Here is a 12,826-nt window from a genome sequence, read left to right as displayed (position 1 = left end):
TTTCCTGGCATGACTGTGCGAAGCGACAAGGCGCGCGGGAACGCGGGCGGGAACACGAGAACGGGTGATGCGGTCGTGCCGGACGACTCGGGGGTACACACGCCGGACGGGGACGGGGACGGGGCGGAGGACGCGGCGGGCGCCGACGGCGGCCGGCCGCTGGGCTCGCGCGCGCCGCACTTCATCCGGCGCTCCAGGCCGCTGCACCTGAGCTGGCAGGTGGCCGTCTTCCTGGTCGGCCTGGCGGTGGTGGTGGCCGGGGTGATCATGCTGCCGCTGCCCGGCCCCGGCTGGGTGGTCATCTTCCTGGGTATGGGCGTCTGGGCCACCGAGTTCGTCTGGGCCCAGCTGGCCCTGCGCTGGACCCGCCGCAAGGTGGCCGAGGCGGCGCAGAAGGCGATGGACCCGAGGGTCCGCCGCCGCAACATCACACTCACCGCGATCGGCCTGGCGGTGATCGCCGGGATCGGCGCCTGGTGCCTCTGGAAGTACGGGCTCACCATGCCCTGGAAGATCGACCGGCACTGACCCGGCCGCGGCGACCGGTGGCGGCCCGTTCGGGTGACGGGCCGGGGCGGGGGCGCCGGGGCGGGCGTGTTCGGAGCACCCCGGGGGATGCGGTAATGTTTTCCCTGCACCCGGGCGATTAGCTCAGCGGGAGAGCACTTCGTTCACACCGAAGGGGTCACTGGTTCGATCCCAGTATCGCCCACCGGAATGCATTGTGATATGTGAGGCCCAGTCGATTATCGGCTGGGCCTCACATGTATTTCCGCAATCCCGTGAACTGCCGCCGGTGAATCGGACTGAGGCGCAGTCACCTTCCGCGCGGAGCGCGAGTTCTGCCGATGCGCCGGCCGCCCGGGCTGGTGCGAGTTGTACGACACCCCCCGAATGGTGCTACTGTTCTTCTCGTTGCCCGGGCGATTAGCTCAGCGGGAGAGCACTTCGTTCACACCGAAGGGGTCACTGGTTCGATCCCAGTATCGCCCACCGGACAGCACGCAGGCCCCGATCGGATACCGATCGGGGCCTGTTGCGTTCGTGGACCGAGCGACCGATCCGGCGAGCGCCGGCCGTCGCATCCGGTCCGGCTACGCCGCGACCTCGCAGCTGTGCTCCGCCGACAGCCGCCGTCCGCACCCGCAGCGGGCCGGGCGCAACGGCCAGGAGAAGTCCACCCGCTCCGGCGTCCCCGAGCGGTCGAACCAGTTCTGCAGCCCCCAGGCCTGCGCGGCGTGCCAGACCGCCTGCCGCAGGTGCAGCTCGGCCGCCGACAGCCCGCCCAGTGCCGCCGGGTAGCGCGCGCCGATCGTCCGGACCAGCCCCAGGGCCGCCGTCGCGTCGGCCGCCGCGTCGTGCGCTCCGGTCAGCTCCACCCCGTAGTGCGCGCACAGGTCGGTCAGCGTGCGCCGGCCCTTGCGGTAGCGGTCCACGTGCTTGTCCAGCACCCGGGGATCGAGCACCAGCAGCCCGTCCGGGCCGAGGGCGTCCGCCAGCGCGGTGGCCCGGTGGCGGCGCAACTCCCGGTCCAGCAGCGTCAGATCGTACGGCGCGTTCATCACCACCACGGGGTGCCCCGCGCGGCTCTGCTCGGCGAGGGCGCGGGCGATCTCCGCCACCACCGTCTGCGCCGGGCGGCCGTGCGCCCGCACCCGCTCGTCGCCGATGCCGTGGATCGCCCGGGCGCCGTCGGGTATCGGCACGCCCGGATCGGCCAGCCAGGAAGTGGTCCGCGGTGCCGCGCCCGGGCTGAGTTGGACGACCAGGGCGGCCGAGACGATCCGGTCGGTCTCGACGTCCACGCCGGTGGTCTCGGTGTCGAAGGAGGCGAGCGGACCGGTGTACCAGTGCTGCTGCATGACTGCCCCTCAGGTACTGCGATTCCCGCCCGGGTGATACCCGCTCCTGACGCCCCTTCAACCGTTTGGCCCTGTTCGGGCCGGGCACCCTGCGATCAGACGACCCGTTCGAATCCGGACGGGCCCGCGGGCCGGGGGAGGCTACGGGGCGATGACGCTGACAGAGCCGCAGCCCGACGGGGCGGCGGCCGTCCTGCGGGGCGATCTGGCCGTGACGGCCTGCATGGAGACACTGCAGGTCGGCTATCTGCACGCGGTGGCGGCGGCGGCCGGCTGCTCGCTGTCCCAGCCCTTCCCCGACAACGGCATCGACTGGCAGGTCAGCCACGGCTCGCGCGCCCACGCGGTGGACGACGAGGTCACCGTCAAGATCCAGCTGAAGGCCACCGCACAGATCGCACCCGATCCGCGCGGACCCTTCTTCAGCTTCACCCTGGACAACGACCACCTGCGCAAGCTCGCGCGGGAGCGGGTCGCGGTGCCCCGGATCCTGGTCGTGATGCTGCTGCCGCGCCGGGTCGACCGCTGGCTCTCGGCCGGCCCGGACGCGCTGGAGCTGCGGCACTGCTGCTACTGGGTCAACCTGGCCGGACACCCGGTCACCGGGCAGCGGCGGACCAACGTCCGGGTGCCCACTGCGAAGGTGTTCGACGACCGGGCACTGTGCGACATCATGGCGCGGGTCGGCGCGGGCGGCAGCCCGTGACGGCCCGGCCCCGGCGGGGAGGAGCAGGACCATGACGCTGCCACACGGGCCGCAGGAGGTCTCCCGGGCGCTGCCCGACCCGGCGGCCGTCGACCCGGCGGTGCTCACCACGCTGCTCGCCCGGCACGGCTGGGTCCGGCGCGGCGGCCCCACGGCCCGGTACGGCCGCTGGACGCCCCCGGGCGACTCCGACCCGGGCACCAGCCTGCTGGTCCCGGCCGGGGAGGGCTTCGACGACGCCGTCGATCTGCTCGCCGACGCCGTCACCGCACTGTCGCGCTCCCGCAGCCCGTCCGCCCGCTCGATCCTGCTCGCCCTGGCGGTGCCGGGGGACGAGCTGCAGTGGCGGCGCGAACTCCCCGGTCCGGCCGGCACCGCGCCCTGGGACGGCGCCGAGCGGCTCCAGCGGGCGGCCCGGGCGATGCTGGCGGCCGGCGCCAAGGCCGGGCGGACCAGGGCCGCCTACTTCGGCGCCCGGCTGGACACCTGGGCCGGGGACTTCCTGGAGCAGGTCCTGGTGGTCGGCGGCGGTCCGGCGGCGGACGGCGCCGCCGGACTCACCGCGTACACCCCGGCGCCCGAGGGGCGGGCGGTGGTCACCACCCTGGTCCGGGCCCTGGAGGCGCTGCGGGACGCCGTGGACTACCGGCGGGTCAGCGGCGGCCCGGAGGCCTTCGAGAACGCGGTGCAGGCGGGCGTCAGCCGGGAGCTGGTGCAGTCCGTCGAGGACCTGGTGCGCGGCGCCACGGCGGCCCAGCTGTCCGTCGCCTGGTCGGCCGCCGCCGGCCCGCCCGGCGGTTTCGGCGACCGGCGGATCGCCCTGGAGTTCTCGCCCGGGGACCTGCCCGCGCTGGAGGAGGCGGCCGCCCTGCTGGAGCGGATCGAACCGGCGGTCGCCGTCACCGTGGTCGGCCTGGTCGTCCGGCTCAAGCGCGCCGACCCCGCCGGACCGGGCACCGTCCGGCTGAAGGTGCTCGGCGGCGCGGAGGTCAGCGAGGTCCGGGTGCGGCTCGCCGACCCCGCCTACCGGGTGGCCGTCGAGGCCCACCTGGCCGGGGCTCCGGTGCGGGTCAGCGGCCGGTTGGAGCGCCGCGGCGGGTTCCGGCGGCTCACCCACCCGGGAGCGCTGGAGCCGTGCGGTCTGGAGGAGGCCGAGCGGGAGCGGCTGCTGAAGACCCTGGGAGAAGGGGGAGCGGGGGCGTAGGTGCACGGCGGGGGTGGTGCTCTCGGTACCATCGTCACGCGCAGCGCCGTGTTGCGTCCTATGAATCCAGCACGTCAGGAGAGACCGGTGACGGACGTCCGGGTAATCATCAACCGCGAACCCGATCGGGAAGAGCGCGTGGTGACCACGGGCACTACGGCCGCCGAGCTCTTCGTCGACGACCGCTCGATCATCGCCGCGCGCATCGCCGGCCAGCTCAAGGACCTCGCGTACGCCGTGCAGGACGGCGACGAGGTCGAGCCGGTCGAGATCGGCAGCAAGGACGGCCTGGACATCCTGCGCCACTCCACCGCGCACGTCATGGCCCAGGCCGTGCAGCAGCTCTTCCCGGAGGCGAAGCTCGGCATCGGCCCGCCGGTCAAGGACGGCTTCTACTACGACTTCGACGTCGAGAAGCCGTTCCACCCCGATGACCTCAAGGCCATCGAGAAGAAGATGCAGGAGATCATCAAGAAGGGCCAGAAGTTCTCCCGCCGGGTGGTCACCGACGAGGCCGCCGCCGAGGAGCTGGCCGCCGAGCCGTACAAGCTGGAGCTGATCGGCCTCAAGGGCTCCGCCGCCACCGCCGGCGAGGGCGCCGACGTCGAGGTCGGCGCGGGCGAGCTGACCATCTACGACAACCTGGACGCCAAGAGCGGCGACCTCTGCTGGGGCGACCTCTGCCGCGGCCCGCACCTGCCGTCCACCCGGCACATCCCGGCCTTCAAGCTGATGCGCAACGCCGCCGCCTACTGGCGCGGCAGCGAGCGCAACCCCATGCTGCAGCGCATCTACGGCACCGCCTGGCCGACCAAGGACGAGCTGAAGGCGCACCTCGACTTCCTGGTCGAGGCCGAGAAGCGCGACCACCGCAAGCTCGGCAACGAGCTCGACCTCTTCTCCATCCCCGAGGAGATCGGCTCCGGCCTCGCCGTCTTCCACCCCAGGGGCGGCATCATCCGCCGCGCCATGGAGGACTACTCGCGCCGCCGGCACGAGGAGGAGGGCTACGAGTTCGTCTACACCCCGCACGCCACCAAGGGGAAGCTCTTCGAGAAGAGCGGCCACCTGGACTGGTACGCGGACGGTATGTACCCGCCCATGCAGCTCGACGAGGGCGTGGACTACTACCTGAAGCCCATGAACTGCCCGATGCACAACCTGATCTTCGACGCGCGCGGCCGCTCGTACCGTGAACTGCCGCTGCGCCTCTTCGAGTTCGGCACGGTGTACCGGTACGAGAAGTCCGGCGTGGTGCACGGCCTGACCCGCGCCCGCGGCTTCACCCAGGACGACGCGCACATCTACTGCACCCGTGAGCAGATGGCGGAGGAGCTCGACTCCACGCTGACCTTCGTGCTCAACCTGCTGCGGGACTACGGTCTGACCGACTTCTACCTGGAGCTCTCCACCAAGGACCCGGTCAAGTTCGTCGGTTCGGACGAGGCCTGGGAGGAGGCCACCGCCGTGCTCGCGAACGTGGCCGAGAAGCAGGGCCTGCCGCTGGTCCCGGACCCGGGCGGCGCGGCCTTCTACGGCCCGAAGATCTCCGTCCAGGCGAAGGACGCGATCGGCCGGACCTGGCAGATGTCGACCATCCAGCTCGACTTCAACCTGCCCGAGCGCTTCGACCTGGAGTACACGGCGGCGGACGGCTCGCGTCAGCGGCCGGTCATGATCCACCGTGCGCTGTTCGGCTCGATCGAGCGGTTCTTCGCGGTGCTGCTGGAGCACTACGCCGGCGCCATGCCGCCGTGGCTGGCCCCGGTCACCGTGACCGGCATCCCGATCACCGACGAGCACGTGCCGTACCTGCTGGAGGTCGCGGCCGAGCTGAAGAAGCGCGGCATCCGGGTCGAGGTCGACACCTCGGACGACCGGATGCAGAAGAAGATCCGGAACGCGCAGAAGAGCAAGGTGCCGTTCATGCTGATCGCGGGCAACGACGACGTCGAGGCGGGCGCGGTGTCGTTCCGCTACCGCAACGGCGAGCAGAAGAACGGCGTGCCGCTCGCCGAGGCGGTCGCCGAGATCGTCGACGCGGTGGAGCGTCGCGTCCAGGTGTGACCTCCCGCCCCGCGTCAGCGGGGTTCGCGGGGCAGTCTCCACACGGAGTCTGCCCCGCACTGCTTTGCAAGCCACGCCGGGCGAATATGCTGATCAGCATGACGACTGAGCCGGAACTGCAGCGGGGCGTCGGCGAGCCGGACGGCTTCCGCCGCCTGTGGACCCCCCATCGGATGGCCTACATCCAGGGCGAGAACAAGCCCACCGGTCCGGCTCCGGACGACGGTTGTCCGTTCTGCTCGATCCCGTCGCTGAGCGACGAGGAAGGGCTGGTCGTCGCGCGCGGGAACTCCGTGTTCGCGGTGCTCAACCTGTACCCGTACAACGGCGGGCACCTGATGGTGGTCCCGTACCGGCACGTCGCGGACTACACCGAGCTGGACGACGCGGAGACGGCCGAGCTGGCCGTGTTCACCAAGAAGGCGATGGCGGCGCTGCGGGCGGCCTCGGGCGCGCACGGGTTCAACATCGGGATGAACCAGGGCGCGGCGGCGGGCGCCGGGATCGCGGCGCACCTGCACCAGCACGTGGTGCCGCGCTGGGGCGGGGACACCAACTTCATGCCGGTGGTCGGCCACACCAAGGTGCTGCCGCAGCTGCTGGCGGACACCCGCAAGATGCTGGCCGAGGCCTGGCCGCAGGGCTGAACCGCAGGGCTGGACCACAGGGGAGAGGGGCCCACCGGAGAACCGGTGGGCCCCTCTCCCCTGCTCTGCGTCGGGCCGCTCAGCCCGCGTCGTACTGGTCGACCTTGTAGGGCCGGGTGCCCTGCGCCTCGGACTTGATGATCGAGGCGCGGTTCTTGAAGAAGCGCTCGGTGTCGAGGTCGTGCTCCTCCAGGAACTCCAGCACGGCCGCGTGGACGGCGGTGAGCACCGGGGTGGCGGCGTTGAGCGCGTTGTCGGTCATCGACCGGGTGTTCCAGGGCGGTGCGGCCCAGACGTGGCGCAGGCCGAACGGCTCGGGCAGGCCGAGGCCGCCGCCGAGCCAGGCGAGCAGTCCGGGGCTGCGGTGGAGGGGGGCGCGGACGGCCTGCCGGACCACCTCGTCGTTGTCGATCAGCGGGAGCTTGACCGTCCGCTCCTCCCAGAACCTCAGGCTCTTCGGGACGGACTTCTCCTTGTCCTTGGGCTTGTCGGAGAAGACGCCGTTGACCGGGCCGAGCGCGTAGCCGGCCACGCTGACGTTCATGGTGTGCGCGAGCAGGACGACGGTGACGGTGAAGGTGAGCACCAGCTTGCCGTCGTGGGTGACGAACTGGGTGGCGAGGTAGTGCCGGGGGCCGCCGGGGAAGGTCTGCTTGTCCGCTATGGCCTGGACGGCGAAGTCGCGCATCCGGTCGCCGTCCATGTCGGCGTTGCCGGGGCGGCCGATCTCGTCGGCGCCCTCGCCGACCTCGAAGACCACCCACTGCTTGACGGCGACGTTGGGAATGCCGCTGTTGGCGACCTCGCTGATGCCGAGGCCCTTGAGGTGCCCGGCGATCTTGCGGACGAGGTCCCAGGGGTGGAACGCGCGGAAGTCGGCGTGGCCCTCGGCCGGGCGCAGGGCGTCGACCATCTTCCACTCGCCCCAGCGCCGGCCGGCGCCGAGGATCCCCTTGGGACCGGCGTAGTGCTGGATGTTGGTGTCCTGCTCGGCTTCGAGCCGGCCGAGCCTGGCGCGCAGGTCGGCGGCCTTCTTGTCCAGGTCGTCGCGCGGGACGGCCATGGGGACGGTCGCGGCCACGGCGTTGCCCTCGACGAGGTCGCGCCAGCGGTTGCGCAGGTCGACGGCGGTGCCGACGACGATGCGCTTGGCGAGGTACCAGCCGACGACCGGTGCGAGCATCACGATGCGCAGGTAGACGCCCAACAGGCCGCCGGCGGGCGGCTTGAGGGCGAGCAGCACGCCGACGGCGGCCGCCACGAGGAGGACCACCGCGCCGACGACGCCGGCGTTCCTGGGGCTGTCCCGCTTGAGCCAGGCGCGGAGCTGGAAGGCGCCGAGCCAAACCAGGGCGCCGGGCAGGAAGAGCAGACCGGTGACGAGGGTGACGGTGGTGAGCCGACGGTCCCGGGCGGCGCGCAGGTCCTCGGCGGCCAGGCAGTGCTCGACGATCTGCCGGGTGTCGATGCCGAAGGACGGGACGAGGGGCTTGCGGTCGCCGCCGAGGGTGCGTCCGATCACGGCGCGGCTGAAGGCCTCGCCGAGGTTGGGGCGGAAGAGGGCGAAGCGGCCCTTCTTCTCGGTGGCGTTGGCGACGGTCTCGACGAAGCCGCGGACCTCGCCGTCGCGGTAGGCGGCCGAGGAGAGCGCCTGGGTGACGGCGGTCTGCGGGCCGGTGTCGGTCCGGGGTATCTGCGCACCCGGGGTCATGTCGAGTGTCGTCACGGTGGCTTCCCCTCCTCCCCTTGTCAGCGGCAGGGTACCGCGCCGCGGTGCGGGCGCGCGGATGATCGTCTGAAGTGCCGTCACGTTCGGGCCAGTACGCGCTCGTGGGGCATGATGCCCACCTTTGCGCCGTGCGATACCCGTGTGCGGGGGGTGGACGGGCGCAATGGTGCACGATGGGCGCATGGGCCGTACGGAGGGAGCCGTGATGAAGGATCCGGTGCTGGTTTTCGACGGGGACTGCGCGTTCTGCACGACGTGTGCCGGCTGGGCGGAGCGGTACCTGCGCCAGACCCTGGCGTCGGGCGGCTGGGAGGCGGAGCCGTTCCAGTTCGCGGATCTCGCCGGGCTGGACGCGCTGGCCGGCGGGCGCGGCGAGGTGTCCTGGGAGCGGGCCGGGCGCGAGGTGCTCTGGGTGACGCCGGCCGGCCGGGTGTACGGCGGTGCGCAGGCGGTGGCGCGGCTGCTGATGCGGTCGGGCGGGGTCTGGGCGTACCTGGGCGGGGTACTGGCGCTGGCGCCGGTGCGGCCGCTCGCGGACGTGCTGTACCGCTGGGTGGCGAAGAACCGGCACCGGATGCCGGGCGGGACGCCGGCCTGCGCGCTGCCGAAGCGCTGAGGCCGCGGGACCGTCAGGCGGTGTGCTTGGCCGCGAGGGCGGCGGGCATGGGTTCGTGGCGCAGATGGGCGCGGGAGAACTCGGCGGTGCCGTGGGTGAGGGAGCGCAGGTCGACGGGGTAGCGGGCGAGTTCGAGCTCGGGGACCTCGGCGCGGAGCAGGGTGAGGCCCGGGCCGCCGGTCTCGGTGCCGAGGACCCGGCCGCGGCGGGCGGAGAGGTCGCCGAGGACGGCGCCGAGGTAGTCGTCGGGCAGCAGGACGCTGACCGCGGAGACCGGTTCGAGCAGTCGGATGACGGCGTGTTCCGCGGCGTCGCGCAGGGCGAGGGCGGCGGCGTTCTGGAAGGCGGAGTCGGAGGAGTCGACGGAGTGCGCCTTGCCGTCGGTGAGGGTGACCCGGATGTCGACGAGCGGGTACCCGGCGCCGACGCCCTTGGCGAGCTGGGCGCGGACGCCCTTCTCCACCGAGGGGATGAAGTGCTTGGGCACGGCGCCGCCGACGACGTGTTCCCGGAACTCGAAGCCGGCGCCGGCCGGCAGCGGTTCGACCTCCAGCTCGCAGATCGCGTACTGGCCGTGCCCGCCGGACTGCTTGACCAGTCGGCCGTGGCCGGCGGCGGCGGTGCCGAAGGTCTCGCGCAGGGCGACCTTGGGTTCGACGGTGTCGACGTGGACGCCGTGCCGGCCGCGGAGCCGGTCGAGGACGACCTCGGCGTGGGCCTCGCCGGTGCACCAGAGGACCAGCTGGTGGGTGTCGGGGTTCTGTTCCAGGCGCAGCGCCGGGTCTTCGGCGGTGAGCCGGGCGAGGGCCTGGGAGAGCCGGTCGTCGTCGCCCTTGCTGTGCGCCTCGATGGCGATCGGCAGGAGCGGTTCGGGCAGTGGCCAGCCGTCGAGCTTCACGGGGTGGCCGGGTTCGTGGACGGTGTCGCCGGGGCGGGCGGTGCTGACCTTGGCGGCGCAGACGAGGTCTCCGGCGACGGCGTGCGGGACGGGCCGCTGGAGCTTGCCGAACGGGCTGGTGAGGCCGGTGACGCGTTCGTCGCCGGTCTGGTCCTCGGGGTGGTCGGGGCCGGTGAGGTGGATGTGGGTGTCGGGGCGCAGGGTGCCGGCGTAGATCCGCAGCAGGCTGATCCGGCCGACGTAGGCGTCGGCGGTGACGCGGACGACCTGGGCGGCGAGGGGGGCGTCGGGGTCGCAGTCGGGGCCGGGGCGGGTGCGTTCGGTGGGGTCGGGGAACGCGGTGGTGATGAGGTCGAGGAGCTCGGCCGAGCCGAGGCCGCGGTCGGTGGTGGGCAGGGCGGGGTGCAGGGCGCAGGCGAGGACTTCGCGGCGCAGACCGGCTTCGAGGGCGTCGGTGTCGAGCGGTTCGCCGGCGAGGTAGCGCTCCATGAGGGTGTCGTCCTGGCCGGAGATGGCTTCGACGAGGCTCTCGCGGGCGGGGCCGGTGTCGGGCAGCGGTTCGGCCTCGCCGTAGGTGCGGCCGGTGAGCAGGTCGACGGTGCCGGCGGGGTGGCCGTCGTGGTGGACGGGGAGGAAGAGCGGGCGCAGGGTGTCCGGGCCGAGCCCGAAGGCGTCGTGGCAGGCGGTGAGGATGTCGTCGAAGTCGCTGCGGGCGATGTCGAACTTGGCGACGGCGATGGCGCGGGGGATGCCTTCGGCGGCGCACTCGCGCCAGAGGGCGCGGGTGGGGGCGGTGACCGGGTCGGTGGCCGAGACGACGAAGACGGCGCCGTCGGCGGCGTGCAGGGCGGCCCGCAGGTCGGCGGTGAAGTCGGGGTGGCCGGGCGGGTCCATCAGGTTGACCTTGACGCCGTTCCATTCGAGGGGGAGCAGCGAGAGCTGGACCGAGCGCTGCTGCTGGTGCTCGATGTCCTCGTGGTCGGAGACGGTGTTGCCGTCGGTGACGCGGCCGGCCCGGCCGAGGGCGCCGGCGGTGAGGGCGAGGGATTCGGCGAGGGTGGTCTTGCCCACGCCGCTGCAGCCGATGAGGACGACGTTGCGCAGCTGTCCGGGGTCGGTGACGCTGGGCGCCTGGCCGGATCGTGCGGTGCTGCGGTCGGGCATCGGGGTCTCCTCCCGTCGCGCCGAGGCTGACGTGAAAAGTCTAGGGGCGGTGTTCGCGGGGGCGCGTGTTCTGGGGGTTCGCGGTGACCGGGTGTGTGCGGCCGTGCGCCGGGGGTCGCCGGTGGGCGGGCGCTGGGGGCGGGCGGGCGGTGCGGTGCGCGGAGGGGTGTCGTGGGCGTGACTACGATGGGTGCGCCGGGTGGGCTGATCCGTCCGGCCGTCTGCCGCGTACTCCGCCGCAGGCGGGTACCAGGGAGATCGGAGCGGTCCGGAAGGCCATGCTCAACAAATACGCGCGTGCCTTCTTCACACGTGTCCTGACCCCGTTCGCCGCGTTCCTGATCCGGCTGGGTGTGAGCCCGGACGCCGTGACGCTGATCGGTACCGCCGGTTCGGTCGCCGGTGCGCTGGTGTTCTTCCCGCGTGGGGAGTTCTTCTGGGGCACCATCACGATCACGCTGTTCATCTTCTCGGACCTGGTGGACGGGAACATGGCGCGGCAGCTGGGCCGGTCCACCAAGTGGGGTGCCTTCCTGGACTCCACGCTGGACCGGGTCGCGGACGCCGCGATCTTCGGCGGGCTGGCGATGTGGTACGCGGGCGGGGGCGACAACGATCTGCTCTGTGCCGTGGCGATCTTCTGCCTGGCCAGCGGCCTGGTGGTCTCGTACACCAAGGCGCGGGCGGAGAGCCAGGGGCTGCCGTGTGATGTGTCGGGGCTGGTGGAGCGGGCCGAGCGGCTGGTGATCAGTCTGGTCGCGGCCGGCGTCGCGGGTCTGCACACCTTCGGGGTGCCCTATGTGGAGTGGCTGTTGCCGGTGGCGCTGTGGCTGGTGGCCGTGGGCAGCCTGGTCACGGTGTTCCAGCGGATGCTGACGGTGCGCCGCGAGGCGTTCGAGGCCGACCGAGCGGCGGCCGGGAGCTGATGGGGGGCGGGCCTTCGGTGAAGGACCGACTGGTGTACTCGGCCTACGCGTCGGGCTGGGCGGTGCTGCGGCACCTGCCGGAGCCGGTGGCGCGGGGCCTGTTCGACCGGATCGCCGACTTCGCCTGGCGTAGGCGCGGCAAGCGGGTGCTCCAGCTGGAGGCGAACCTGCGGCGGGTCCGGCCGGGGCTGGACGAGGCCGGGCTGCGGGAGTTGTCGCGGGCCGGGATGCGGTCGTACATGCGGTACTGGATGGAGTCCTTCCGGCTGCCGGTGTGGAGCCGGCAGCGGGTGGCCCGCGATGTGCAGGTGGCCGGCTTCGAGCAGCTGCGGGAGGCGATGGAGTCCGGCCGCGGCGCGGTCGTCGCGTTGCCGCACATGGGGAACTGGGACCTCGCGGGCGCCTGGGTGGCGCTGGAGGGGTACCCGTTCACCACGGTCGCGGAGCGGCTGAAGCCCGAGAAGCTGTTCGACCGCTTCGTGGCGTTCCGGGAGAGCCTGGGCATGGAGGTGCTCGCGTTGACCGGCGGCGGGGTGAACGTCGTCGGTACGCTGGCCCGCCGGCTGCGGGAGGGGAAGCTGGTCTGCCTGGTCGGCGACCGGGACCTCTCGGAGGCCGGGATCGAGGTGTCCTTCTTCGGCGAGGCGACCAGGATGCCGGCCGGTCCGGCGGCGCTCTGCCAGCGGACCGGGGCGGCGCTGCTGCCGGTCTCGCTCTGGTACGACGGCCCGCTGCTGCGGGCGCGGATCCACCCCGAGATCGTTCCGCCGTCGGAGGGGGACCGCAAGGAGAAGACCCAGGCGATGGTGCAGGCCATGGCTGACGTCTGGGAGCAGGGGATCCGCGAGCACCCCGAGGACTGGCACATGCTGCAGCGGTTCTGGCTGGCGGACCTGCCGGTCCGCGCGGCGGTGGAGGAGCCGGCGCGGCCGGCCGGCGCCGCCCGCCCCGCTCCGGCCGGCGAGCCCGCCGCCGAGGCCTCCGGGCCCTGACCCGCCGCACCCGCC

The 12,826-nt window shown here is 72.7% G+C and carries 11 protein-coding genes and 2 tRNA genes; 10 read left to right on the top strand and 3 right to left on the bottom strand.

Going from position 1 to position 12,826, the window contains the following annotated elements:
• Positions 1–9 precede the first annotated feature (9 nt).
• From OG618_RS09270 to OG618_RS09260, 3 genes are all read left to right on the top strand, one after another.
• On the top strand, positions 10–528 hold the full coding sequence (locus OG618_RS09270; RefSeq protein WP_329486839.1) for a TIGR02611 family protein: 519 nt from the start codon (positions 10–12) through the stop codon (positions 526–528).
• A gap of 112 nt (positions 529–640) precedes the next feature.
• Positions 641–712: transfer RNA gene (locus OG618_RS09265), tRNA-Val, on the top strand.
• Between the two features lie 209 nt (positions 713–921).
• Positions 922–993, top strand: a tRNA-Val gene (locus tag OG618_RS09260).
• Between the two features lie 101 nt (positions 994–1,094).
• Here the strand turns inward: OG618_RS09260 and OG618_RS09255 are convergent.
• On the bottom strand, positions 1,095–1,862 hold the full coding sequence (locus tag OG618_RS09255; RefSeq protein WP_329486838.1) for an exonuclease domain-containing protein: 768 nt from the start codon (positions 1,860–1,862) through the stop codon (positions 1,095–1,097).
• 151 nt (positions 1,863–2,013) lie between these two features.
• Between OG618_RS09255 and OG618_RS09250 the strand changes: the two genes are divergently transcribed.
• The 4 genes from OG618_RS09250 (at position 2,014) to OG618_RS09235 (ending at position 6,486) form a co-directional block, all read left to right on the top strand.
• Entirely contained in the window at positions 2,014–2,568 is a 555-nt protein-coding gene (locus tag OG618_RS09250; RefSeq protein ID WP_329486837.1) for a DUF4365 domain-containing protein, read from the top strand.
• 31 nt (positions 2,569–2,599) lie between these two features.
• Positions 2,600–3,772, top strand: coding sequence for a hypothetical protein (locus OG618_RS09245; protein WP_329486836.1), 1,173 nt, complete (start codon positions 2,600–2,602; stop codon positions 3,770–3,772).
• Positions 3,773–3,859: 87 nt separating this feature from the next.
• Positions 3,860–5,839, top strand: coding sequence for a threonine--tRNA ligase (gene thrS, locus OG618_RS09240; protein WP_329486835.1), 1,980 nt, complete (start codon positions 3,860–3,862; stop codon positions 5,837–5,839).
• Between the two features lie 86 nt (positions 5,840–5,925).
• Positions 5,926–6,486, top strand: coding sequence for an HIT family protein (locus tag OG618_RS09235; protein ID WP_329486834.1), 561 nt, complete (start codon positions 5,926–5,928; stop codon positions 6,484–6,486).
• Positions 6,487–6,565: 79 nt separating this feature from the next.
• On the opposite strand, the gene OG618_RS09230 is transcribed toward OG618_RS09235, so the two are convergent.
• Positions 6,566–8,212, bottom strand: a complete 1,647-nt coding sequence (locus OG618_RS09230; protein ID WP_329486833.1) for a hypothetical protein — start codon at positions 8,210–8,212, stop codon at positions 6,566–6,568.
• Between the two features lie 184 nt (positions 8,213–8,396).
• Here OG618_RS09230 and OG618_RS09225 point away from each other — a divergent pair, with 184 nt between their 5' ends.
• On the top strand, positions 8,397–8,831 hold the full coding sequence (locus OG618_RS09225; protein ID WP_329486831.1) for a thiol-disulfide oxidoreductase DCC family protein: 435 nt from the start codon (positions 8,397–8,399) through the stop codon (positions 8,829–8,831).
• 13 nt (positions 8,832–8,844) lie between these two features.
• Here the strand turns inward: OG618_RS09225 and OG618_RS09220 are convergent, their stop codons facing one another.
• Positions 8,845–10,893: an elongation factor G-like protein EF-G2 gene (locus tag OG618_RS09220; RefSeq protein WP_329486830.1), complete on the bottom strand. Its 2,049-nt coding sequence runs from the start codon at positions 10,891–10,893 to the stop codon at positions 8,845–8,847.
• A 278-nt stretch (positions 10,894–11,171) separates the two neighbouring features.
• Here OG618_RS09220 and pgsA point away from each other — a divergent pair, with 278 nt between their 5' ends.
• Together pgsA and OG618_RS09210 are read left to right on the top strand one after the other, a co-directional pair.
• A complete protein-coding gene (gene pgsA, locus OG618_RS09215; protein WP_329486829.1) occupies positions 11,172–11,819 on the top strand; it encodes a phosphatidylinositol phosphate synthase in 648 nt (215 codons plus the stop codon).
• Entirely contained in the window at positions 11,819–12,811 is a 993-nt protein-coding gene (locus OG618_RS09210; protein ID WP_329486828.1) for a phosphatidylinositol mannoside acyltransferase, read from the top strand. Before pgsA ends, OG618_RS09210 begins: the two co-directional genes overlap by 1 nt.
• Positions 12,812–12,826 lie beyond the last annotated feature (15 nt).

This window comes from Kitasatospora sp. NBC_01246, assembly GCF_036226505.1.
In the GTDB taxonomy this organism is placed as follows: domain Bacteria; phylum Actinomycetota; class Actinomycetes; order Streptomycetales; family Streptomycetaceae; genus Kitasatospora.
Note: the sequence above shows the minus strand (reverse complement) of the source record. Positions and strands in the feature narration are given on the sequence as shown.